23 protein-coding genes are annotated in these 22,878 nt (G+C 73.2%); 9 read left to right on the forward strand and 14 right to left on the reverse strand.

The genetic code is table 11. The features are described 5' to 3' along the window. Positions 1–120: 120 nt before the first annotated feature. The 9 genes from AB0F82_RS12670 to AB0F82_RS12710 form a co-directional block, all read right to left on the reverse strand. Complete coding sequence (locus AB0F82_RS12670; protein ID WP_362626297.1) at positions 121–1,215, reverse strand: hypothetical protein; 1,095 nt, start codon at positions 1,213–1,215, stop codon at positions 121–123. Then, entirely contained in the window at positions 1,212–2,834 is a 1,623-nt protein-coding gene (locus AB0F82_RS12675; RefSeq protein ID WP_362626617.1) for a DUF3492 domain-containing protein, read from the reverse strand. The genes AB0F82_RS12670 and AB0F82_RS12675 overlap by 4 nt, the downstream gene beginning before the upstream one ends. Positions 2,835–3,083: 249 nt before the next feature. Further along, on the reverse strand, positions 3,084–4,706 hold the full coding sequence (locus AB0F82_RS12680) for an ABC transporter ATP-binding protein (RefSeq protein WP_362626300.1): 1,623 nt from the start codon (positions 4,704–4,706) through the stop codon (positions 3,084–3,086). Then, positions 4,703–5,695: an ABC transporter permease gene (locus AB0F82_RS12685; RefSeq protein ID WP_356815665.1), complete on the reverse strand. Its 993-nt coding sequence runs from the start codon at positions 5,693–5,695 to the stop codon at positions 4,703–4,705. Before AB0F82_RS12685 ends, AB0F82_RS12680 begins: the two co-directional genes overlap by 4 nt. Then, positions 5,692–6,675, reverse strand: coding sequence for an ABC transporter permease (locus AB0F82_RS12690; protein ID WP_362626304.1), 984 nt, complete (start codon positions 6,673–6,675; stop codon positions 5,692–5,694). Before AB0F82_RS12690 ends, AB0F82_RS12685 begins: the two co-directional genes overlap by 4 nt. Then, positions 6,672–8,420 (reverse strand): ABC transporter substrate-binding protein, encoded by a 1,749-nt coding sequence (locus AB0F82_RS12695; protein WP_362626307.1) that lies wholly within the window; start codon positions 8,418–8,420, stop codon positions 6,672–6,674. Before AB0F82_RS12695 ends, AB0F82_RS12690 begins: the two co-directional genes overlap by 4 nt. A 184-nt stretch (positions 8,421–8,604) precedes the next feature. Further along, positions 8,605–8,700, reverse strand: coding sequence for an Ms4533A family Cys-rich leader peptide (locus AB0F82_RS12700; RefSeq protein ID WP_312847296.1), 96 nt, complete (start codon positions 8,698–8,700; stop codon positions 8,605–8,607). A 69-nt stretch (positions 8,701–8,769) separates the two neighbouring features. Next, positions 8,770–10,272, reverse strand: a complete 1,503-nt coding sequence (locus tag AB0F82_RS12705) for a DUF3152 domain-containing protein (protein ID WP_362626310.1) — start codon at positions 10,270–10,272, stop codon at positions 8,770–8,772. 6 nt (positions 10,273–10,278) lie between these two features. Further along, positions 10,279–11,274, reverse strand: coding sequence for an alpha/beta fold hydrolase (locus AB0F82_RS12710; RefSeq protein WP_362626313.1), 996 nt, complete (start codon positions 11,272–11,274; stop codon positions 10,279–10,281). A 141-nt stretch (positions 11,275–11,415) separates the two neighbouring features. On the opposite strand from AB0F82_RS12710, the gene AB0F82_RS12715 reads away from it, so the two are divergent. From AB0F82_RS12715 to AB0F82_RS12730, 4 genes are all read left to right on the forward strand, one after another. Then, complete coding sequence (locus AB0F82_RS12715) at positions 11,416–11,640, forward strand: hypothetical protein (protein ID WP_362626316.1); 225 nt, start codon at positions 11,416–11,418, stop codon at positions 11,638–11,640. A 147-nt stretch (positions 11,641–11,787) separates the two neighbouring features. Beyond that, positions 11,788–12,426, forward strand: a complete 639-nt coding sequence (locus tag AB0F82_RS12720; RefSeq protein WP_356815673.1) for a TetR/AcrR family transcriptional regulator — start codon at positions 11,788–11,790, stop codon at positions 12,424–12,426. A gap of 135 nt (positions 12,427–12,561) precedes the next feature. Then, positions 12,562–12,789: a DUF3107 domain-containing protein gene (locus AB0F82_RS12725; RefSeq protein ID WP_030831015.1), complete on the forward strand. Its 228-nt coding sequence runs from the start codon at positions 12,562–12,564 to the stop codon at positions 12,787–12,789. 119 nt (positions 12,790–12,908) lie between these two features. Next, complete coding sequence (locus AB0F82_RS12730; RefSeq protein ID WP_436842078.1) at positions 12,909–13,211, forward strand: hypothetical protein; 303 nt, start codon at positions 12,909–12,911, stop codon at positions 13,209–13,211. Between the two features lie 101 nt (positions 13,212–13,312). On the opposite strand, the gene AB0F82_RS12735 is transcribed toward AB0F82_RS12730, so the two are convergent. Beyond that, entirely contained in the window at positions 13,313–14,071 is a 759-nt protein-coding gene (locus AB0F82_RS12735; protein WP_030029457.1) for a ferritin-like fold-containing protein, read from the reverse strand. A gap of 471 nt (positions 14,072–14,542) precedes the next feature. Here AB0F82_RS12735 and AB0F82_RS12740 point away from each other — a divergent pair, with 471 nt between their 5' ends. The 3 genes from AB0F82_RS12740 (at position 14,543) to AB0F82_RS12750 (ending at position 17,761) form a co-directional block, all read left to right on the forward strand. Then, entirely contained in the window at positions 14,543–16,552 is a 2,010-nt protein-coding gene (locus tag AB0F82_RS12740) for a DEAD/DEAH box helicase (protein ID WP_362626320.1), read from the forward strand. 102 nt (positions 16,553–16,654) lie between these two features. Then, the gene (locus tag AB0F82_RS12745; RefSeq protein WP_356814790.1) at positions 16,655–17,512 is read left to right on the forward strand and encodes an alpha/beta fold hydrolase; all 858 of its coding nucleotides are present in this window, start codon (positions 16,655–16,657) and stop codon (positions 17,510–17,512) included. 96 nt (positions 17,513–17,608) lie between these two features. Further along, positions 17,609–17,761 (forward strand): hypothetical protein, encoded by a 153-nt coding sequence (locus AB0F82_RS12750; RefSeq protein ID WP_167344722.1) that lies wholly within the window; start codon positions 17,609–17,611, stop codon positions 17,759–17,761. Between the two features lie 86 nt (positions 17,762–17,847). Here AB0F82_RS12750 and AB0F82_RS12755 read toward each other — a convergent pair whose 3' ends face one another. The 4 genes from AB0F82_RS12755 to AB0F82_RS12770 form a co-directional block, all read right to left on the reverse strand. Continuing rightward, a complete protein-coding gene (locus tag AB0F82_RS12755; protein ID WP_356814789.1) occupies positions 17,848–18,453 on the reverse strand; it encodes a MarC family protein in 606 nt (201 codons plus the stop codon). 76 nt (positions 18,454–18,529) lie between these two features. Beyond that, positions 18,530–19,393, reverse strand: a complete 864-nt coding sequence (locus AB0F82_RS12760; protein ID WP_356814788.1) for a PHP domain-containing protein — start codon at positions 19,391–19,393, stop codon at positions 18,530–18,532. A gap of 98 nt (positions 19,394–19,491) precedes the next feature. Continuing rightward, positions 19,492–20,136 carry a DUF6758 family protein gene (locus AB0F82_RS12765; RefSeq protein ID WP_356814787.1) on the reverse strand — a complete coding sequence of 215 codons (645 nt, stop codon included), beginning with the start codon at positions 20,134–20,136 and terminating at the stop codon, positions 19,492–19,494. Between the two features lie 60 nt (positions 20,137–20,196). Continuing rightward, entirely contained in the window at positions 20,197–20,781 is a 585-nt protein-coding gene (locus tag AB0F82_RS12770; RefSeq protein WP_356814786.1) for a suppressor of fused domain protein, read from the reverse strand. 376 nt (positions 20,782–21,157) lie between these two features. Here AB0F82_RS12770 and AB0F82_RS12775 point away from each other — a divergent pair, with 376 nt between their 5' ends. Both AB0F82_RS12775 and AB0F82_RS12780 read left to right on the forward strand, forming a co-directional pair. Next, positions 21,158–22,273 carry a magnesium and cobalt transport protein CorA gene (locus tag AB0F82_RS12775; RefSeq protein WP_356814785.1) on the forward strand — a complete coding sequence of 372 codons (1,116 nt, stop codon included), beginning with the start codon at positions 21,158–21,160 and terminating at the stop codon, positions 22,271–22,273. Between the two features lie 85 nt (positions 22,274–22,358). Continuing rightward, positions 22,359–22,874, forward strand: coding sequence for a hypothetical protein (locus AB0F82_RS12780; protein ID WP_356814784.1), 516 nt, complete (start codon positions 22,359–22,361; stop codon positions 22,872–22,874). The last annotated feature ends 4 nt before the right edge of the window (positions 22,875–22,878 follow it).

Consider the following 22,878-nt stretch of genomic DNA (forward strand, 5'->3'; position numbering starts at 1 on the left):
GAGGGAGGCGGGCGGAGCGTCGTCGAGTGAGGACAGCGCGGCGAGGCGCGGTGGCAGGCGCCGCGAGCCCGGCATGGTCGACATGACACCCCCTGAGGGCTGTGGTGGTCCCGGGGGGCGTCATGGCCTCGCGTGCGCGGACGCGCGGGACAGGGCGAGGAGTGCGTGGACGAGGAGTGCGGCCGCGGCGGCGGGGGCCGCCGCCGGGACCGGGATCAGGGCGAGGGCGAGTGCGGCGGCGACGGGGCCGCGGCGGGTTCCGTGCCGCAGCAGGAGCCGGGTCAGGAAGAGCAGCAGGGCGAGCGGCACGGCCACCGGCAGCGGTGTGCCGGCGACGGCGGCGACGGCGGCCGCGGCCGCCGTGAAGACGGCGACGGACGCGAACAGCAGGGGGCGGGCCCGGTCGGCGAAGTCCTCCAGGGCGCGGCTCCCGTCGAGCCGGGCCCGGGCACCGGCGGCGAAGGCGGCGGCGAGCAGGTGCCCGGGGGCGACGGCCAGCGCGAGCCCGACCGCGAGGGCGCTGCCGTGCCGGTGGGCGGCCCAGCCGGCCACGGCCGCGGCGAGCAGGTGGGCGAGCCACGGGAACCGGCTCCCGGCGGCCCGCACCGGCCACACCAGGGCGGCGACGGTGGCGGCCACGGCGGCGGGCCCGGCCCACGCCTGTCCCGCGGCGGCCGCGCCGGCGGCGAGGGCCCCGGGCAGCAGCGCACAGCCGAGGGCGCGGTAGGCGGAGGGCCCGGCCGGGACCGGGGCCGGCGCGGCGGCGGGCACCTCTCCGCGCGGGCTGCGGGCGTACAGCTCCTCGGCGAGGGAGAAGACGTCCCGGTGCCGGAAGCGGGCGGCGGTGCGGTCGGTGATGCCGTGGGCCTCCAGTCCGGCGGCGATCTCCAGGGGGTCCACGGCCCGCTCGCACAGCTCGCGGTGCCGGTGCAGCAGGGCCTTGACGGGGTCCCCGCCGGCCCGCGGTCGCGCCTGCGGCTTCGCTCCCCGGACGACTTCGGCCCCGCCGGGGCGCAAGGCGGCGGCCCCGGCGGTTCCGGCCTCGCCGGCGGTCGAGCCGCGGGGTCCGGTGCTGCGCCCCGGCAACGGTGCCGCAGCCGCGACCGCGTCCTGCGGCGCGCGGTCCGGTGATGCGCCGGGGGCCGGGGCGCTGCCCCCGGACTCCCGCGCCTCACGTCCCGGCAGGGCCGCGGTGCCGGGGTCGACGGTGGTCATACGGCGGCCTCCGAGGTGGGGTCCGGTGCGGGCTTGGCCCAGGTCGGGCTGGTCCAGTGGCCGGGCACCCGCGCCTCCGGGGGCCGGGCGAAGGGGACGCCGCCGTCGGGCCGTTCGGAGCCCTTGGCCAGCAGCCGGAGGTAGATCTCCTGGAAGGCGGCGACGTTCTGCTCGACGGTGAACAGCTCCAGGGCCCGCGCCCGTGCGGCGGCGCCGAGGCGTTCCGCCCGCTCGGCGTCCCCGAGCAGGGACAGGCAGGCTTCGGCGAGTGCCCGCGGGTTGCGCGGCGGGACGACGAGGCCGGTGCCTCCGATGACCTCGCAGACCGCGCCGACGTCGGTGGAGACGGTGGCGCGCCCGCAGAGCATCGCCTCGGCCAGGGTGACGGGGAAGCCCTCGATCACGGAGGACAGCACGACGACGCGCCCGGCTCCGTACGCCTCGGCAGCGGAGGGGACTTCCGGTCCGCCGATCTCCTCGAAGGCGACCGGGTTCTCCCCGACGCTGACGCAGTCGGCGGCCTCGTCGGGGAACAGCTGCGCTGCGAGGGAGCGGCAGTCGGCGAGGTAGCCGGGGTCCGCGGCCGTGGCGAAGATCCGCAGCCGGGTGCGCGGCTCGGCCCTGCGGACCTCGGCGAAGGCGTGCAGCAGGGCGATGAGGTTTTTGGCGGGCTCCACCCGGCCGACCCAGACCAGCGTGTCGGGGTCCCCGCGGTCGGCGGCGTCCCCGACGCTGGTGAATCGGTCCGCCTCCATCCCCGGGTAGACCGTCCGCAGCCGGTCACGGGTGGCGCCGCAGCGCTCCTGCCAGCGCCGGGCGTGGCCGTTGCCGGGGGTGAGGAAGTCGGCCCGGGCGTAGATCTCGGTGGCCAGCCGCAGGTGGAAGGCGGCGAGCAGGGCCCGTACGGCGGGGCGGGGCTCCTCGCCCTCGCCGGCGCCGCCGAGGTGAGCCAGGTAGTGCGCGCGCAGCTGGACCCCGTACTCGGTGACCAGCAGCGGGACCCCGAAGAAGCGTTTGGCCAGCAGACCGGGGAGCGCCGCCACCCCGCCGGCGGCCGCGTGGCAGACGTCGACCGCGCCGAGGCCCTCGCCGCGGGCGTTCTCCTCGTACCAGTCGAGGGACAGCGGCCGGAGCATGCCCTCCAGTTCGTCGACGAACTCCAGCAGGTCGGTCACCTGCGCCGCCTGTACGGTGCGGCTCGCGCCGGGGGCCCGGCAGGCGGCCTCCAGGGCCCGCACCGCGGATTCGGAGCGCAGTGCCGCGTACAGCCCGCCCTGTTCGCGGGCGAGGCCGGCGAGCCCGTACAGCCCGGCGGCGAAGGCATCGGGGGCGCCGGCGCAGATCCCGTGGACCAGCTCCTCGAAGCAGTCCGCGAACCGTCGGCGCTCGCGCCGGGAGTAGGTCCGCCCGTCGTCGGCGGGGGCCCACAGGGGGGCCGCGCGGACGTGGGTGACGTGCTCGGGCAGCGGGACCCGGGCGCGTTCCTGCTCGGCGCTGCGGCTCAACGCGTAGAGCTCGAACTCGTGCTGCGGGAGTCCGCGCACGAGCCGGTCGCACCACAGCCTGGCCTCGCCCGTCGCATACGGATAACCACCTTCCGTGAGCAGTCCGATCCGCACGAGTGGCACCCCCGATCTCCCGTCCAGGCGGTCGCCGTCGGTCCGGCGACCCGCCGCGGGAGAACTCAAGCGGATATGCCGAAGGCGCGACGGACGGTTGTCCGTCGCGCCACCGGAAGGGGTGAAGAGTCGTAACTTTCCCGTACGGTTCGCGTTCGAGCGCGCTAGAAGTACGGCCTCGCAAGGCCCGACCTGGGCTCGCAACTACGCCACGGCACAAGCCTCCTGGCGCGACACCGGGCGTCCGCGCTATCCGACCGCGACCCGCCGGACACTCCCTGGTTGCGGTACCGCGGCCAGCAGTTGGCGGGTGTAGGGATGGGCCGGACGGTCGTAGACCTCGTCCACCGGGCCCTCCTCCACGATCTCACCGGCCCGCATGACGGCGACCCGGTCGCTGACCTGCCGGACCACCGCCAGGTCGTGCGCGATGAAGACCAGGGCGATGCCGGACTCCCGCTGGAGTTCCGCCAGCAGGGCGGTGACCTGTGCCTGCGTGGTCACGTCGAGGGCCGAGACGGGCTCGTCGCAGACGATGAGCCGGGGCCTGGGCGCCAACGCCCGCGCGATGCCGACCCGTTGGCGCTGGCCGCCGCTGAACTCGTGCGGGTAGCGGTCGTAGTGCCCGGCCTCCAGTCCGACGCGCTCCAGCAGTTCCCCGACGCGGGTCCGCAGGGCCGCCGTGTCCCGTTCCCCGGCCGCGCGCAGCGGGTCGGCGATGGACTCGCCGACGGACCGGCGCGGGTTGAGGGAGGAGACGGGGTCCTGGAAGACCATCTGCACGCCCCCCGCGACGCCGGTGGCGGGGTGCCCCCCGCGCCGGATCTGCCCGGAGTCGGGCTGCAGCAGTCCGACGAGCATCCGCCCGAGCGTGCTCTTGCCGGAGCCGCTCTCGCCGACGATGCCGAGGGTCTCCCCGGCGCGCACGGTGAGGGACACTCCGGCGACGGCGGCGACCCGCCGCCCCCGCCTGCCGAACTCGCGCCGCAGTCCGACGGCTTCGACGACGGGCACCTGCGGCCTCGCCGGCGTTCGGGGCGCGGGGTCCGGGGCGGGGTCCCGGGAACGGCGCGGCCCGTCCAGCCTCGGCACCGCAGCCAGCAGCTCCCGCGTGTACGGCTCGGCGGGGGCGGTCAGCACGGAGGCCACCGACCCGCGCTCCACGGCGGAGCCGTCGCGCATGACCAGCAGTTCGTCCACGCTCTCCGCGGCCACGCCCACGTCGTGGGTGACCAGCAGCAGGCCGAGTCCGCGCTCCTCGCGCAGGCCGTGCAGCAGGTCCAGGATCTGGGCCTGGACCGTCACGTCCAGTGCGGTGGTCGGCTCGTCGGCGATCAGCAGCCGCGGGTCGCAGGCCAGCGCCATGGCGATGAGGGCCCGTTGCCGCATGCCGCCGCTGAACTCGTGCGGCCGCGCCCGGGAGCGGCGTACGGCGTCCGCGATACCCACCCGGTCGAGCACCTCGACGGCCCGGGCGCGGGCGGCGCGCCGGGAGGCGCCCGAGTGGATCCTGTGGACCTCGGCGATCTGGTCGCCGATGGCGAGGTAGGGGTCCAGGGAACTCAGCGGGTCCTGGAAGACCATGGCGGCGGTCCCGCCGCGCAGGCGGCGCAGTTCGGCGGGCGTGGCCGCGGCCACGTCGGTGCCGTCGACCCGGACGGTGCCGGCCAGCCGTGCGCCCGTGCCGCGGTGCAGGCCCAGCAGGGCCGCGGCCACGGTGGACTTGCCGCTGCCGGACTCGCCCACGATGCCCAGGGCGCGGCCTTTCCGGAGGGTGAAGGAGACCCCGTCCACGGCCCGTACGTGGTCGCCCGCCGCACCGACCGGGAAGTCGACGACGAGGCCCGCGACCTCGACGAGTGGCTGTGTCATGCGAGGGCCACCCTTCGGTCCGCGGCGGCGTAGAGCAGGTCGGCGATCGCACCCGCGAGGACGACGGCCGCGCCGATCGCGAGGACGACGCCCACCACGACGGGCAGGTCCACGACCCGCACCGCGTCGATGAGGGTCTTGCCGAGACCGGGGATCCCGAACAGCGACTCCGTCAGCACCGCGCCGCCGATCATCGTGCCGAAGTCGACGGCGCTGAGGGCGATCACGGGGGCGACGGCGCCGCGCACCGCGTGCCGGGTGACGAGGGCCCGCTCCCCCACCCCGTAGGCGCGGAAGGTGCGGATGTGGTCCTCGGCGAGCGTCTCCAGGGTCGAACTGCGGGTGAGACGAGCGTATTTGGCGCTTTCGAAGAGGCCGAGGGTCAGCCAGGGCAGCAGCAGGTTCCAGGCCCACTGTTCGGGGTCCTCGGTCAGCGGCACGTACGTCGGGAACGGCAGCCACTGGAGGTGGGCACAGACGGCCATGAGCAGGAGCAGCCCCAGGATGAAGACGGGCGTGCCGGTCCCGGCGAGGGTGAGGACGGTCAGCAGGCGTTCGGTGATGCCGCCGCGGCGCAGCGCGGACAGCAGCCCGGTGCCGACGCCGACCAGCAGCCAGATCGCCAGTGCGCCCAGCGCGAGCGACAGGGTGGCGGGCAGTCTGGTCAGGATCAGCCCGGTGACCTGCTGGTCGGTCTGGTACGAGAATCCCAGGCAGGGCGCGTCGCAGTGCAGGGCCTGCCCGGCGCCCGCGGAGTAGTCCCGGCCGGCCACCAGCCCCTGGAGGAAGTGCAGGTACTGGGCGACGGCCGTTTCGTTCAGCCCGAGCTGTTCGCGGACCTGGGCGATCTGCTGCGGGTTGCAGCGTTCTCCGCAGGCGAGGCGGGCGGGGTCGCCCGGGGCGAAGTAGAAGAGGACGTGGATGAGGACGGACAGGGCGAGCAGCACGAGCAGTGCGCCGCCGATCCGTTGGAGCACGAAGCGCCTCACGCCTTGCTCTCCTTTCCGGTGCCGACCCGCAGGCGGGAGCCTTCGCGCGGGTCGAGGGCCGTGCGGACCGCGTCGCCGAGGACGGTGAAGGCGAGCACCGTGACGAAGAGCAGCCCGGCGGGCAGCAGGACGTAGGCCGGGTCGGCCCGGAACCACGTCTGGGCGCTGGAGAGCATCTGCCCCCAGGAGGGGGTGGGCGGCTTGACGCCGACCCCCAGGAAAGAGAGGGAGGCCTCGGCCACCATGGCGGTCGGCACCTTGAGGGCGGCGATGGTGATGACGGGGGCGGCCAGCGAGGGCAGCAGTTCGCGGCGGGCGATCCGCAGGGTGCCGCTGCCGGAGAGGCGGGCGGCGTCCACGAAGTCGAGGCCGCGCAGGGCGAGGGTCTGGGCGCGCACCATGCGGGCGGTGCCGCCCCAGTCGAAGAGCCCGATCAGGACGATGAGGAGCAGGGGGCGCGGGAAGTCGGGCGGGACGACCGCGGTGAGGGCGATGCCGATGACCAGCATCGGCAGGGCGATCATCACGTCGGTGGCCAGGCCGATGAGCCGGCCCGCGACCCGGCCGCCGAGTGCGGCGGCGAGTCCGACGCCCACGCCGACGGCCGTCTGCACGGCGACCGCGCCGAGGGCGACGAGCAGGGAGATCCGTGCGCCGTAGAGGAGCCGGGTGAACAGGTCGCGGCCGGTGCCCGGCTCGACGCCGAGCCAGTGGTCGGCGGAGATCCCGCCGAAGGAGCCGAGGGGGACGCCGCCGCGGGCGGAGTCCACGAGGTCGTCGTGGTACGCGCCCGGGTCCTGTCCGGTGAGGTGCGCGAGCAGCGGGGCGGCGAGCGCGAGGAGGACGAGCAGGGCCAGGACGGCGGCGGCCGCGACGGCGGAGGGCCGTCGGCGTACCCGCCGCCACAGTCGGCGTCCGGCGCCGGCGCCCGGGGGGACGGCCCCGGGCGCCGGTGCGGACCGTTCGAGGGCGAGGCTCACTTGACCGCGACCTGCGAGATGTCGAGGACGCCGGTCCAGTCGCTGATGACGACGTTCTTGACGTCCTTGCCGACGAGCCGCTTGTAGACCGGGTGGAAGAGCGGCACGGTGAGGGCCTGCTCGCCGATCTTCCTGTCGAGTGCGCCCCAGCGCTTGCCGGCCGCGGCGAGGTCGGTCAGCTTGGCGATCTCGTCGATCTCGGCGTTGACGGCCGGGTCGTCGAGCTGCGCGTGGTTGTAGTTGGAGCCGCCGGTCACGATCTGGCGGCCGTCGAAGATCGGGGCGAGGAAGGGGCCGCCGGAGGGCCAGTCGGCGCCCCAGCGGGAGAGGAAGAAGCCGGGCGTGTTCTTGGCGTCCCAACGGCGCTCGTTGAAGGCGTTGTTCTCCAGGCCCTCCAGCTTGACGGTGATGCCGGCGGCGGCGAGGGCCTGCTGGACGGCGGTGGCGACCTCGGGGCTGGTCTGGCGGTTCTGCGCGGTGGAGTGGGTCAGGGTGACGGTGAGCCCGTCGGGGAAGCCCGCCTCCTTCAGCAGCTCCTTCGCCTTGGCCGGATCTCCCGTCCTGCCCGCCGGGAAGTGGTCGTACGGGGTGAAGCCGAAGGCCTCGCGCTCGGGCAGGAAGGTGGTGGCGGGCTCGGCCAGCGCGGAGCCGCCGGCGGCGTTGACCACGCTGGTGCGGTTGATCGCGTGGGATATCGCCTGGCGCACCTTCGGGTTGTCGAAGGGCGCGACCTTCGGGTTGAAGGCGATGTAGTTGGTGTAACCGAAGTGGCCGGTGCCGACGCGGCCGGCGAGCCCGTTCTTGTCGGCGGAGTCGCCGATCTGCGCGAGCTCCGCCGGGCCGAGGTTGGTGTCGGTGGTGATGGCGGCGGCGTCGGGGCCGGCGCTGGTGGTCAGGCGCTGGTTGATGACGGCGGAGTCGAGGCCGGAGCGGACGTCGATCTTGTCCGGGTAGGCCTTGCGCTCCTCGTCGGTCTTCTCGTCCCAGTGCTCGTTGCGCTCCAGGGTGAGGTGCTCGCCGTCGTTCTCGTTCCTGACGACCTTGTAGGGGCCCGAGGAGACCGGGTGCGCCTCGTACGTGGCGCCGGTGTCCTTGGCCTTGGGGACGGGGGCGAACTGCGTCTGGGTGGCGACGAAGGGGAACTCGCCCTCGGGCTTTCGCAGTTTGAAGACGATCGTCTTCGCGTCGGGCACGGCGATCGAGTCGAGCCCCTTGCCGCCGTCCTTGTAGGGGCCCTCGTAGGACTCGCCGCCGACCAGCCAGTCCCGCAGGTAGGGGGCTCCGCCGGACAGCTCGGCGGCGAAGGAGCGCTCGATGCCGTACTTGATGTCGGCGGTGGTGATCGGGGAGCCGTCCTCGTACCTGAGGCCGTCCTTGAGGGTGTAGGTCCACTCGGTGGCGTCGGCGTTGGGCCTTCCGGTGTCGGTGGCCAGGTCGGGCACGACCTTGGTGCCGGCCGCGCCGTCCTCGCGGTTGCGGGTGGTCAGCGTACGGAACACCAGCGAGGGAACGTTTCCGCCGCCGGAGGTGTAGAGCCGGGCCGGGTCGAAGTCGTTCTGCGGCTCGGAGTTGAGGACGGTCAGCGTGCCGCCCTTCTGCGGCGCACCAGCGGCGCCGGGCTTGCCGCCGGCGGCGCCTGCCCCGTCCGCGCCGTCCTTGGGCCCGCAGGCGGCGGCGCCCCCGGCCAGTACGAGGCTGACGGCGGCCGCGGCCACGCGGCGCGGTATGTGGGACTGACGCAACATCGGAGAAGGACCTCTCGGCGTGAAGGAAGAACGGAAGGGCCACGCGAGGGGCGGCGATCAGCGATCAGCGGCGGTACCGGACCGGCACCGAACAGGAGGAAGCCGCGCCTGCGGGCATGGGTGTGCCCGGGCGCGGCGGCGTCACGAAAAGGACGAAGAGGGTCGCTGCGCGGTCGGGCCGGCGTCAGCGACAGAAGATGTCGGCCACGCTGTGCGCGGCCACACCGAGGAGCGCCAGCTCAATGGCGGCGCTCGCGGTCAGGGTGTGGCGGTGCGACATGCGGAGAACCATGACCGATGATCGGACGGCTTGTCAACGCGACCGTCACGGCGCTCCGCCGACGCGGCGTCAACTCTCGGGAAATGCCCAGGGGTTGGGCTTGCACTGGATGCCGTCGATGTTGAGGGACTTGGTCTGCTGCTGCATGACCGGGGCCAACGCGCCGGGGGTGCGGCAGTTGACGTGGCCGTGGCCGAGCCGGTGGCCGACCTCGTGGTTGATGAGCATCTGGCGGTAGGTGAGCATCTGGTCGGGACCGTAGGTCTCGGAGCCCTGGGCCCACCGGAAGGCGTTGATCATCACCCGCTCGGTCTTCGCCGAGTCGCAGGACACGTTGCCGACGATGGTGTCGAGGCCGGACTTGGCACACCAGACGCCGGTGGTGCCGGGGCTGGCGAGGGTGATCACGAAGTCGGCCTCGCCGCCGGGTACCCGTTCGAAGGTCTTCGTACCGCCGTGGCCCCAGCTGCGGTCGTCGTTGAGGGTGCGGTGGACGGCCTCGGCGAACAGCTGCGGGTCCAGGCCCAGGCCCTGCTCGACGTCGACCCTGTAACGCACGGTCTTGCCCTTGCCGGGGGCCTTGGCCACGCCGGGCACGGTGTCGAAGGTCCCGGGCCCGGTGAGCTTGGGGTCGAGGGGCAGCTGCGCCGCCATCTGCTGCTCGTACGTCAGCTCGGGCGCGGGCGCCGCGGCGGACGGCGCCACGGGCGCGGCCACGCCGCCGTTCGGGGTGGGGCGGCCGTCGGAGCGGGAGGCGGCGGTGTCGCTGCGGTCCTTCCCGGTGGCGGCGGGCGCGCCGGCCCTGGCCTCGTCGGCGTCGCCGTCGAGGTACGCCTGGCCCGCGACGACCACCGCGAGGACGGTGGTGACCGCGGCCGCGGCCATGCCGGTGTAGGTACGCACCTTGCGGCTGCGACCGGAGCCGGACTCGGACCCGGCCGGCTCCACGACGGGGTCGGCCGGCACCCGCGGGCCGGGTACCCGGCGGTGCGAGCCGGTGGAAGTGCGGGGGTCGGGCGCGGCCTCTTCGGGCATGACCTGCGGGAAGCCCACGGCGGGCGTGCCGAAGGCCGGGGTACCGGAGGGCGGGGTGCCGAAGGCCGGGGTACCGGAGGGCGGGGTGCCGGAGTCCAGGCGCGCGGCGTGGGCCGCCACCCCGGCCGCGGGGGACTCGGTGCGCGGGCGCGGCACCCCGCGCCAGTCCCCGTACACAGAACCGGAGTCGGAGGCGGAGTCGGGCCGGGCGCCCCAGGCGCCGCCGGGTTCGTACTGCTGGGGGTGGCCTCCGGCACGCGTGCCGGAGGCGGGCAGGTCCTGCGGCACGTACCCCTGGTGGGTGACGGTCGATTCGGGCCACCCGGCGAACGGGTCGTCGTTGCCGAAGACGTCGTTGCCCAAGGCCTCGTTCGCCGAGGCTTCGCTCCCGAAGACCTGGTTCCCGAAGACGTCGTTCGCGTACTGGTCCCCGTACCCGGCGGGATCGGGGTGCGCCTGCGGGCGCGCTGCGGCGGGCGCCTGCGCCGGAGCGGACTCCGGAGCGGGCGCCCCGGATTTTCGACTGTGTCGTCCCACGACCCCTCAGCCCCTGCCGTCTTCGGTGTCCCCGTCCGCAGCCCCCGCGCGGGTGTCGCGCAGCAGCTCCGTGAAGGCGGCGGCCACCACCTCGGGGTACTCCATCATCGCCACGTGCCCGGCCTCGGGCAGACACAGCAGCCGTGAACCCCGGTAGGAAGCGGCGGCCTTGTGCGCCATACGGTACGAGACCAGCTGGTCCCGGCCACCGTAGACCAGCAGGCACGGGGCGAGCACCCGCTGCGCCTGGCGCCACAGTCCGTGCTGGCCGCCGAGGGTGTAGGCGTCGACGATGCCGCGTGACGTGCGGGTCATCGCGTCCCAGAAGTACGGGAGGGCCATCCGGCGCTCCATCTCCTCCACGGCGTTGCGGAACCCCTCGGGAGTCACCCGGGAGGGGTCTCCGTAACAGAGGTCCGTCACTCCCCGGGTGCGCTGTTCGGCGGTGAGGCCCCGCGTCATCCGGCTGAAGAGCGAGGCCACCCCGGGCAGCGCCAGGAGCGCGGTCGGTACGGCCGACCGCTGCACGCGCAGCTCGGGAAGGGCCGGCGAGACGAGCGTCAGGGTGCGCACAAGGTCGGGGCGGACGGCGGCGACCCGGGTGGAGACGGCGCCGCCGAGGGAGTTCCCGAAGAGGTGGACGGGTCCGCGACCGGCGGCGTCCAGGTGGCGGATCACGGCCCGGGCGAACGCGGTGACGGAGTAGTCGCGGTCGGCGGGTGGCGGGGACCAGCCGAAGCCGGGCAGGTCCACGGCCTCGCCGTCGACGGTGTCCGCCAGCTGCTCCATGAGCGCCGACCAGTTCTGCGAGGAACCGCCCAGCCCGTGCACGAAGAGGGCGGGCGGCAGGTCGGTGCGCCGCGGCGGGCGCACCCGGACGGCCAGATCCAGTCCGGGCAGAGCGGCGGTGCGCAGCTGCTCTCCGTCGGCCACCCGGACCGCTCCCAGGGGGGAGGACAGTTCGGCGGTGGACCGCACGCCCGGCAGCTCGGTCGAAGACATGCGGGCAATGTTACGAGAGGATCACGCTCCACTTGTTGTGTTCGCGGTCACAGACACATCGCGGATCCTGGTATCCGCATAGCGGTGCCCCCGCGATCCTCCTAGGCTCGTAAGTGACACAAGGAAGCGAGGGGAGCGGCGATGACTGTCGACCCTGCGGAGCCGGACACCTTCCGGGAGCGGTTTGCGGAATCCCTCGATCCTGAGGCCCCCGAGGCGGATGTGGCGGAACAGCAGGCCGATCTCCGGCCTGACGACGACGATCCCGACAACGGCCGGCAGGCCGGCCAGGCCGAACAGGCCGCGGACGGCGACGCCGCCGAGCAGGCGCGGGTGGTGCGGCTGGACGAGGACGACTACCGCTGACCGACTGTCGAGCGACCGCTGACCAGCGCCTCCGGGCCGTCCGTACCGCGAGAAAACTCGGCTCGGACCCCCCAGATTCGGTTACCGAAAAGTACGATGGCGGCGCGGCGCAGAGCGCCTGTGTTCTGAGAGAAAGTGGGAGGCGGCGTGACAGCCATCGAGCAGACCGAGGCAGCGCGTCCGCGGGGCACGCGACTGCCGCGCCGAGCCCGGCGCAACCAGCTGCTGGGCGCGGCCCAGGAGGTCTTCGTCGCCCAGGGGTACCACGCTGCCGCCATGGACGACATCGCCGAGCGCGCCGGAGTGAGCAAGCCGGTGCTCTACCAGCACTTCCCCGGCAAGCTCGACCTGTACCTGGCCCTGCTGGACCAGCACTGCGAGTCGCTGCTGCTGGCCGTGCGCACCGCGCTGGCGTCGACGACGGACAACAAGCTTCGCGTGGCCGCCACGATGGACGCCTACTTCGCGTACGTGGAGGACGAGGGCGGCGCCTTCCGGCTGGTCTTCGAGTCCGACCTGACGAACGAGCCCGCGGTGCGCGAGCGCGTCGACCGTGTCTCCCTCCAGTGCGCGGAGGCCATCTCCGACGTCATCGCCGAGGACACCGGCCTGTCCAAGGACGAGTCGATGCTGCTGGCCGTGGGCCTGGGCGGGGTCTCCCAGGTCGTGGCCCGCTACTGGCTCTCCAGCGAGAGCCCGGTCGCCCGCGACACCGCGGTCGGCCTGCTGACCTCCCTCGCCTGGCGCGGCATCGCCGGTTTCCCGCTGCACGGCACGGAATCCTGACGGTCGCCGCGCGGTCCTCGCGGTGTTCGCTGCCAGCGTGTCCGCTCTGCGCGGTCCGCATCCCCTCTCCGGGCTAATGTGGACCGCGTACGGCGCGGCTGATCGCGCGAACCGGATCGTCGGAGGGACAAAGCCGTGGAGGTCAAGATCGGCGTGCAGCACGCACCCCGGGAGATCGTGCTGGAGAGCGACCTGAGCGCCGAGGAGCTGGAGAGCATCGTCAGCGCCGCGCTGTCCGGCAACGAGCCGCTGCTGAGCCTCACCGACAACAAGGGCCGCAAGGTCCTGGTGCCGTCCGACCGCCTGTCGTACGTCGACCTGGGTGAGCCGACCGCACGCAAGGTCGGTTTCGGAGCGCTCTGAGAAGCTCTGGGAACTGTCCGAAACGGCCCGGTGGTTGATTCCACCGGGCCGTTTCCCTTTCTTGGGCTTCGGGTAGGACCGCAGTGACCCGGTTTGCCCTGACGTATGGGAGAGACCTCATGGTGCTGATGGAAGTGCTCGGCTCCGCGCTGTTGGGCCTCGCCCTGTCCGCCGCGGCCGTCCGAGTGCTCGCGCCCCGACTTCCTTCCCGAAGGACGGTGCTGGGCAGCGGGGTGGTGGGGGCGCTGTTCGGCGCCTATCTCACCCACTTCGCGCTGGGCCCGGGGCACAACACCCTGATGGCGACCTTCGTCGGCGCGGTGCTGGTCTCGGCCGTGGTGCTGTCCCTGCTGCTCCGTCCGGCCCACGGGCCCCGCAGGCGTCCCCACAGGACTCCGTTTTCGCTCCCGTCGCGGGGATGATTCCTGAGGCCGGGCCGCCGAGGCCCGGTCCCCCGGACCGCGTACGTCGGCCCCGGCGCGCACACGGCGCGCCGGGGCCGACGACGTAAGGGACCGTCAGATCAGGCTGCGAGGCCGAGGGCCGCCATCCGCTTGGTGTGGGCCTTGGTGATGCGGGTGAACATCTCTCCGACGGCCGCGAGGTCGAAGCCCGCCGCCATCCCGTCGACACCGCCGACCAGCATGGTCGAGAGCGCGTCGCGCTCGGCGACCACGCGCTGGGCCTGCGAGAGGGCCTCGCCCATCAGGCGGCGGGCCCACAGCGCGAGCCGGCCGCCGCAGCGCGGGTCGGCCTCGATCGCGGCGCGCACCTTCTCCACGGCGAAGTTGCCGTGGCCGGTGTCGTCGAGCACGCCGAGCACCAGGGCGCGGGTGTCGGTGTCCAGGTGGGAGGCGACCTCACGGTAGAAGTCACTGGCGATGGAGTCGCCGACGTACGCCTTGACCAGGCCCTCCAGCCAGTCCGACGGAGCGGTCTGGCGGTGGAAGTCGTCGACGCCCTGGGCGAAGGGCTGCATGGCGGCGGTCGGCTCGACCTCGATCTTCGCGAGGCGGTCCCGGAGCTGCTCGAAGTGGTGGAATTCGGCGGAGGCCATCGCGGCGAGCTCGGCCTTGTCGTCCAGGGTGGGCGCGAGCTTCGCGTCCTCCGCGAGGCGCTCGAAGGCCGCGAGCTCCCCGTACGCGAGCGCGCCGAGCAGGTCCACGACGGCGGCCCGGTACTGCGGCGAGGCAGATGCGGTCGCCCAGTCCTGCGAGGCGATCCCCGTGGCTTCGGCGGGGGTGCTGTCGTCGGCGGGCGAGGCGTTTTCTACGGTCGGCATGCTCCGCACAATAGCCCGCCGAATGGCGCCTCAGGTCACCACGCGTGCTCGTAGCCTGTCCACCTAAACCCACCTGCCCGGTGAATTCACCCGACACACCTGCGCGATTCCGGGGTACAGTGGTAATGCGCCTGCCGAATAGTCGGCGGGCCATCCGAATGAGGATGCCCGGTCGGTGGCCCGATCGGCTCCAACCGACCGCCCTCGGTGTGGTGCGTACGTCCATGCGTACCGCCTCCCACGAGGGGCCCCCTCAGCGGCAGATGCGCTTGAGCGAAGGCTAGTGGTCCCGCGCAGCTTCGTACGTGGCAGTACTGCAAGCACAGCACGGTAGGACCCCCCTCGCCGCCTCGCGCCGCGTCTCACAGAAGAGGCAGCACCCTGACTACGTTCCGAGACCTCGGGATCCTTCCCGAGACGGCCGAAGCCCTTGAGGCCGTCGGCATTGTGTCCCCCTTCCCGATCCAGGAGATGACCCTCCCCGTCGCCCTTTCCGGCACGGACGTCATCGGCCAGGCCAAGACCGGCACCGGCAAGACGCTCGGTTTCGGCCTTCCCCTGCTGGAGCGGGTCGTCGTCCCCGCGGACGTCGAGGCCGGCCGGGCCACGCCCGACAAGCTGACCGACGCCCCGCAGGCCCTCGTGGTGGTTCCGACCCGCGAGCTGTGCACCCAGGTCACCAATGACCTGCTCACCGCCGGCAAGGTCCGCAACGTCCGCGTCCTGGCCATATACGGCGGCCGCGCCTACGAGCCCCAGGTCGAGGCCCTCAACAAGGGCGTCGACGTGATCGTCGGCACCCCCGGCCGCCTGCTCGACCTGGCCGGACAGCGCAAGCTCGACCTGTCGCACGTCCGCGCGCTCGTCCTGGACGAGGCCGACGAGATGCTCGACCTGGGCTTCCTGCCCGACGTCGAGAAGATCATGGGCTACCTGCCCGCCAAGCGTCAGACGATGCTGTTCTCCGCGACCATGCCGGGTGCGGTCATCGGCCTGGCCCGCCGGTACATGACCCAGCCGACGCACATCCGCGCCGTCTCCGAGGACGGCGAGGGCGCGACCGTCGCCAACACCAAGCAGCACGTCTTCCGTGCGCACAACATGGACAAGCCGGAGCTGGTCTCCCGCATCCTGCAGGCCGAGGGCCGCGGCCTGGCCATGATCTTCTGCCGTACCAAGCGCACGGCGGCCGACATCGCCGAGCAGCTGGAGCGCCGCGGCTTCGCGTCCGGCGCCGTCCACGGCGACCTGGGCCAGGGCGCGCGCGAGCAGGCCCTGCGCGCGTTCCGCAACGGCAAGGTCGACGTGCTGGTGTGCACCGACGTCGCCGCGCGCGGCATCGACGTCGAGGGTGTGACCCACGTCATCAACTACCAGACGCCCGAGGACGAGAAGACCTTCCTGCACCGTGTGGGCCGTACCGGCCGCGCGGGCAACAAGGGCATCGCCGTCACCCTGGTCGACTGGGACGACATCCCGCGCTGGCAGCTGATCAACAAGGCGCTGGAGCTGGACTTCCACGAGCCGGTCGAGACGTACTCCACGTCGCCGCACCTGTTCGAGCAGCTGAACATCCCGGCCGGCACCAAGGGCATCCTGCCGCGCGCCGAGCGCACGCGGGCCGGCCTGAAGGCCGAGGACCTGGAGGACCTGGGCGAGACCGGCGGCCGCGGTGGCCGTGGCGGCCGCTCCGCGCAGGCCGCCGCGGTGACCGAGGAGGGTCCGGCCCGTACCCGTACGCCGCGGCAGCGCCGCCGTACGCGGGGCGGGTCCGAGGCCGGCGCCGAGCAGGCGGCCGTGTCCCCGGTGGCCGAGGCCCCGCAGGCACCGGCCGTGGGCGACGAGACGCGCAGGCCGCGCCGCCGCCGGACCCGTGTGGGTGCGGTGCCGGTGCAGTCCGCGCCGGCGGTGGCCGAGGCTCCCGTGGCCGAAGCCGTCGTGGCTGCGGCTGCAGTGGCCGCGGTGACCCCGGTCGCCGAGGAGGCCCCGGTCAAGCCTCGGCGTGCCCGCGTCCACAAGGCCGTGGAGAGCGCCCCGGAGCCGGACTTCCAGATGGCCCCGCCCGTCGAGCCGGCTCCCGTCCGGGCGCGACGCCCGCGCCGGGTCGTGGAGACGGCCCCCGAGCCGGACTTCCAGATGGCTCCGCCCGTCGAGCCCGTCAGGGCGCGGCGCACCCGCAAGGCGGCGGCCGCCCCGGTGACCCCGGTCGCCGAGGCCGCCGAGACCGCCGCCGTGGCGGAGGAGGCTCCCGTCAAGCCGAAGCGGACCCGTACCCGCAAGGTCGCGGAGGCCGCTCCGGTGGCCGCCGAGACCGCCGCGGTGGCCGAGGAGACCCCGGCCAAGCCGAAGCGCACCCGGACCCGCAAGGTCGCGGAGGCCGCTCCGGAGGCCGCCGAGACCGCCGCGGTGGCCGAGGAGACCCCGGCCAAGCCGAAGCGCACCCGGACCCGCAAGGTCGCGGAGGCCGCTCCGGAGGCGTAGGACCACAGCACCCGACCGACGGCCCCGGCCCCCTTCCGAGGGGGCCGGGGCCGTCGGCGTACCCGGGCTGTGCCATGGGCTACGGGCCGGTAACCTCGGGCCATGAGCAAGCCCCCGCGCCTTACGCTGCCGTCCGCCGCCCGTGCGTACCGCCTGTCCACCGACCGCGGTTGCTTCGCCGTGCACGAGGCCGGCGAGCCGGTCCGCGGTACCGCCCTGCTGGTCCCGGGCTTCACGGGCAGCAAGGAGGACTTCGTCGCCCTGCTGGAGCCGCTGGCCGCCGCCGGCTACCGGGTGGTCGCCGTCGACGGGCGCGGCCAGTACGAGACGCCCGGCCCGCGCGATGAGTCGGCGTACGGCCTGGAGGAGCTGGCGCGCGACCTCCTCGCCCAGGTCCGCGCCCTGGGTGCGGGCCGCGTGCACCTGGTCGGCCACTCGCTCGGCGGGCTGATCTCACGCGCCGCCGTGCTGCGCGACCCGTCGCCCTTCGCCTCGCTCACCCTGCTGAGCAGCGGGCCGGCGGCGATCGCCGAGGAGCAGCAGGCGCGTACGAAGCTGCTGGTCGCGGCGCTGGAGGCGATGGGGGACGACATGCCGGGGATCTGGGCGGCGATGCGGGCCCACGACCCGCAGGACGCGGCCGAGGACTCCCCCGAGCTGACGCACTTCCTGCGCGAGCGGTGGCTGGCCACCGTCCCCGAGCAGCTGATCGTCACGGGCCGGGCCCTGATCTGCGAGCCCGACCGGGTGGACGAACTCAGCCGGGTCCGGCTCGCGAAGCTGGTGCTGTCGGGGGCTGTGGACTACGCCTGGCCGGTCCCGCTGATGGACGCGATGGCCGAGCGGCTGGGCGCGCGGCGGGTGGTCGTGCCGGGGACCGAGCACTCCCCGAACGCCGAGGACCCGGCGACGACGGCTGCCGCGCTGGCGTCGTTCTGGGACGCCGCCAGTGCCATGTAGTTAGCCAGCCAAAAAATTTCCTTAGCGTAGGGAATGATTGCGGCTTACACTTCGTTGAACCAGTGCAAGGAGAACACTGACGAAGGGAGAAGCCCCGTGCGCTTCGAGATTCTGCGCCTGGACGACGTCGACGGGACCGCCGTGGACAGCACCGTCGTGGACGCGGCCTCCGTCAACCGGATCGTGCAGCAGGCCGCTTACGTCGGCCAGCGCATCCTGATCCGACCGGCCGAGAGTGCGTCCATCTGACGCTCCGCGCGAAACGTCCACGCCCCCGCACCGGGACCGGTGCGGGGGCGTTCGCGTACGAGCGGCGGGGGACGGGGCGGGAGCGGTCAGGATCCCTGGACCACCTGGAGCACCCCGTTGATGATCTGCTGGACGGCGATCGCCGACAGCATCATGCCGGCGAGCCGGGTCACGAGGACGACACCGCCGTCCTTGATGACCCGGATGATCACCAGCGAGTAGCGCATGGTGATCCACAGCACGACGTGCATGGCGATGATCGCGGCCCAGACCGAGACCTGGCCGGCCGCCCCGTCCGCCTTCTGCACGGCCAGGATGACGGAGACGATCGCACCGGGCCCGGCCAGCAGCGGCATGCCCAGCGGGACCAGGGCGACGTTCACGTCCTTGGTCTGCTTGGGCTCGTCGTTCTTGCCGGTGAGCAGGTCGAGCGCGATGAGCAGGAGCAGCAGACCGCCCGCGATCATCAGCGCCGGGACGGAGACGTGCAGGTAGTCGAGGATCTGCTGACCGCAGAGGCCGAAGACCGCGATGACGCCGAAGGCCACGCAGACGGCCTGCCAGGCCATGCGGCGCTGCACCTTGACGGGACGGCCGGAGGTCAGCGCCAGGAAGATCGGCGTGATCCCCGGTGGGTCCATAATCACAAAAAGGGTGAGAAAAAGGGATCCGAAGACGGCGAAGTCGAACACAGTGATGCCTTGCAGGAGAGAGGGGTGTCGCGAAGAAGAAGTCAGGGACGGGTCGAGCGGGCCGCTAAGTGGCCGGTCAGCGCCCGCGTCCGCCGGCGCCCGGCACGGGGAAGGCCCCGGTCGCGCGGCGCGTGATCTCGCCGTAGATCTCGGGGTCGGTCGTGTACTCGCCCAGGCGGCAGGTCTTGCGGCTGCCGTGGTAGTCGCTGGAACCGGTGGCCAGCAGCCCGAGGTCCGCCGCCAGGCCGCGCAGCCGCGCGCGGGTGTCGGCGTCGTGGTCCATGTGGTCCACCTCGATGCCGTCCAGGCCCGCGGCCGCCAGCGCGGCTATCGCGGACTCCGGCACGCACCGGCCGCGCTTGACGGCGGCGGGGTGCGCGAAGACGGTGACACCGCCGGCGGCCTTGACCAGGCGTACGGCGTCGAAGGGGTCGAGCTCGTGCTTCTCGGCGTACGCGCGGCCGCCGTCGGCGAGCCAGTCCGGCGTGAAGGCGTCCGAGACGGTGGGCACGACGCCCAGCTCGACGAGGGCGGTGGCGATGTGCGGCCGGCCGACCGAACCGTCACCGGCGATCCGCGCCACCTGCTCCCAGGTGACGGCCACGCCGAGTTCCTGGAGCTTGCGGACCATGGTCCGGGCCCGCGGGACGCGGTCGTCCCGGACGAGTTCCCGCTCGCGGGCGAGCTCGGGCTCCTCGGGGTCGAAGAGGTAGGCGAGCATGTGCACGCCGATCCCGTCGAGCCGGCAGGACAGTTCGGCGCCGGTCACCAGGGTCAGTCCGGCGGGAAGGGCGGCGAGGGCCTCGCCGTACCCGCCGACGGTGTCGTGGTCGGTCAGCGCGACCACGTCCAGCCCGGCGGCGGCTGCGTTGCGCACGAGCTCGGCGGGGGTGTCCGTACCGTCGGACGCCGTGGAGTGCGCGTGCAGGTCGATGCGCACAGCCGAGCTCCATGGGTCGTACGGACGGGGGGACACCCCAGGATAACCGGGCGGAAGGTCCGGTTTCGCCGGAAGGATCTACGCCGGGGCACCCGGCCCTAGACGGGACCCAGGATGCGCGGGCTCAGCGCCCCGCACGGGAGGAGTTCGACCTCGGCGCCCCCTTCGCGCAGGTCGGTCAGGACCAGCTCGTCGTACAGCAGGAGCCCCGACTGCTGCGGCCAGACGATCGCCCACAGCCACAGGCCGCGCGCCTCGCCGGCGAAGACGGCCCGGTCGTCCGGGCCTCCGCCCACGTGCCACAGCGGCGTGGGACGGCCCGCCGCGACGACCTTGGTGTGGGGCGGCCCGGCCATGTTGATGGACGGGCCGGGGTCCGGACCGTCGATCCCCGCGTACCGCGCGCCCAGGCCTACGCCCAGCTCCTCCGCGATCAGCAGCAGTTCCCCCATACCCCCCACCGGCCCGGGACCCGAGCAGGCGACCACCGTCGCCCGGCCCCCGCTGCGGTCGTCACCGGCGGACGCCACGCCGGTGAAGAGCCACCCCAGCGGCAGCGGCCACGGCATCCACACGGGAACCCGCGCCCGGTGCACGACCACGCCCAGGCCCTCCACGCTCGGCGGGATGACGGGTTGCAGGGGGTGGACGGCGCCGTGCGCCGCGCACTGCCAGGAGTCGGAGAAGAGTCCGGGCGCCCTGACCCGGCCACCGCACTTCGGGCAACTTGGTTCACCCCTCATAGGTAGCCACGCTCCTCCCCGCCCGGCCGCCAGTCAAGGCACGGTCACCCGTCCGGGCTGTCAGTCCAGTGCGACAGCGCTACGCAGAGGATCCCGCAGGTCCGTTCCGCGCGCGAGCCAGCGCTCCTGGAGGGCGGCCGCACCGTGAACCCGTTTCCAGGCCGCCTCGTTCGCCGTCATCGGCAGCAGCGGCAGGAACCGCACCGGTTCCATGGGCTCGTCGAGCTCCAGGTCCTCGACGAGACCGCCCGGTTCCGCCACGAGGACCGAGCTGAACGGCGCCCCCTCCCACAGCGGCTCGCCCACATCGAGCGAGGCACCCGGGGCCACGACCAGCCCCTCGACCTGCGGGGAGGCGGCAAGCACCGCGAGCGGCCTGAGCAGTTTGTCGGTGTCCGCCAGCCCCGCCCGTACGGTCAGCACCAGTTCGGCGCGCGGGCCGCGTACGGGGTCGGCGACCACGGCGGTCGGATCGGTCATCGGGTTCGCGGACATCCCGAGGGTCGCGTACCGGACGAGGTCGCCCTCGGCGAAACGGAGTACCTCGATGCGGTCGGTGCCCAGGAAGGTGACGGCGGCGCGGGCGTCGGGTTCACCGAACGCGGTGCGCAGCCGGGCCTCGACGAGGGCCAGAATTTCTGCCATGCAGCGAGCATAGAACTCGTATCAGCCGGGTAAAGGGCGGGTCTTGACCATCCGTCGGCTGATAGTGTTGACAGCTGTTCGGGGCCGCACGCAGAAGCGTTGTTTCAAGGCCCCGGAGACAGGACGTCCCCCACGGGGGACCGGCCGGAGGAGGTGGGGCTGCGGTGGATCGAAGTCGATCGTGCAGTACCAATCGCTCTTCCGCTTCTCCGGCGGGCGCTTCCCGCCCTCTGTGATCTTCCGATCAGTAGAAGAGCGACGGCAGAACGTTGTCCTCCCGTCCTGTTCCCTCCCGCCTGCCCGGGCCTGCCCGCCCCGCGTGTCGGAGGGTCTCCCACCCGTACGGTCCACAGCCGTGCGTGCGAAGGAGCCTGCCATGTCGATGCTGCCCTACCTGCGTGCGGCCGTACGCCCGTCCCTGCGCAAGCCCAACCCCGCACAGCCCGGCTACGACGCGACCCGCGACCCGTCGGCGAGCAGCGCGGTGGTCGACTGCGCCGTGTACCGCGACGGCCGCCGGGTGCTGGGCCGGGCGTGTCTGACGCCCCGTGAGGCGATCCGCCGGGTCCGTGAGGACGGCGGCTTCGCGTGGATCGGCCTGCACGAGCCGACGGAGGCCGAGTTCGCGGGGATCGCGGCCACCTTCGGACTGCACCCGCTGGCCGTGGAGGACGCGGTGCACGCGCACCAGCGGCCGAAGCTGGAGCGCTACGACGACACCCTCTTCACCGTCTTCAAGACCATCCACTACGTGGAGCACGCCGAACTGACCGCCACCAGCGAGGTGGTGGAGACGGGCGAGGTGATGTGTTTCACCGGCCCGGACTTCGTCATCACCGTCCGGCACGGCGGCCAGGGGTCCCTCAAGGGGCTGCGCCACCGCCTCCAGGACGACCCCGAGCTGCTGTCCAAGGGGCCCTCGTCCGTCCTGCACTCCATCGCCGACCACGTCGTCGACGGCTACATCGCGGTCGCGGCGGCGATGCAGGACGACATCGACGAGGTGGAGAGCGATGTCTTCGCGGCCCCCGCCAAGGGCAGCGCGCGCGGCGGCGACGCGGGGCGGATCTATCAGCTCAAGCGCGAGGTGCTGGAGTTCAAGCGGGCGGTCTCGCCGCTGCTGCGGCCGATGGAGCTGCTGAGCGAGCGGCCGATGCGGCTGGTGGACCCGGACATCCAGAAGTACTTCCGGGACGTGGCCGACCACCTCGCGCGGGTGCACGAGCAGGTGGTGGGCTTCGACGAGCTCCTGAACTCGATCCTCCAGGCCAACCTCGCGCAGGCGACGGTCGCCCAGAACGAGGACATGCGCAAGATCACCTCCTGGGCGGCCATCATCGCCGTGCCGACGATGATCTGCGGGGTGTACGGGATGAACTTCGACCACATGCCCGAGCTCCGGTGGGAGTACGGCTACCCGATGGTGATGGCGACGATCTTCGGCGCCTGCTTCACCATCCACCGCGCGCTGCGCCGCCACGGCTGGCTCTAGGGAGTTCCGCAACATGGCGTCGGCCGCCCGGCCCGACGGCAGGACACCCGCCAGGGCCCGCGCGGCGACCCCCTACCCTGTCCGCATGACTCTCAGCACGCTCGACCTGGCCCTCGTCGAGGAGGCCACCAAGAAGTCCGGCCTGATCTGGGTCCGCGGCGCCGGGGCCGACCGCGCCCTGTGGCACGCCTGGGTGAACGGCGCGGCCCACGTCCTGGGTGACGGGCCCGGCGAGCAGCCGTTCCCGGGGCTGGCGGACGGCGCGGGCGCCGAGGTGACCGTGCGGAGCAAGGACAAGGGCGGCCGGCTGGTGGCCTGGACGGCGACCGTACGGGAGCTCGCGCCCCGCAGCGAGGAGTGGCACGCGGCCGTGGCCGAGCTCAAGGGCAAGCGGCTGAACGCGCCCGACTCGGAGGACATGACCGAGCGGTGGGCGCGCGAGTGCCGGCTGCTGCGGCTGGAGCCGGAATCGGTGCGGTCCGAACTGCCGGACGGCTCGCTGGCCGCGGCCCCGCTGGGCTCCCCGGCGACGACCCGCAGGCCGGTCCCCGCGGCCCTGCCGAAGCTCCTGCTGAAGCGCAAGAAGGCCGCCCGGGGCTGACCGG

The organism is Streptomyces virginiae, from assembly GCF_040638905.1.
In the GTDB taxonomy this organism is placed as follows: domain Bacteria; phylum Actinomycetota; class Actinomycetes; order Streptomycetales; family Streptomycetaceae; genus Streptomyces; species Streptomyces virginiae_B.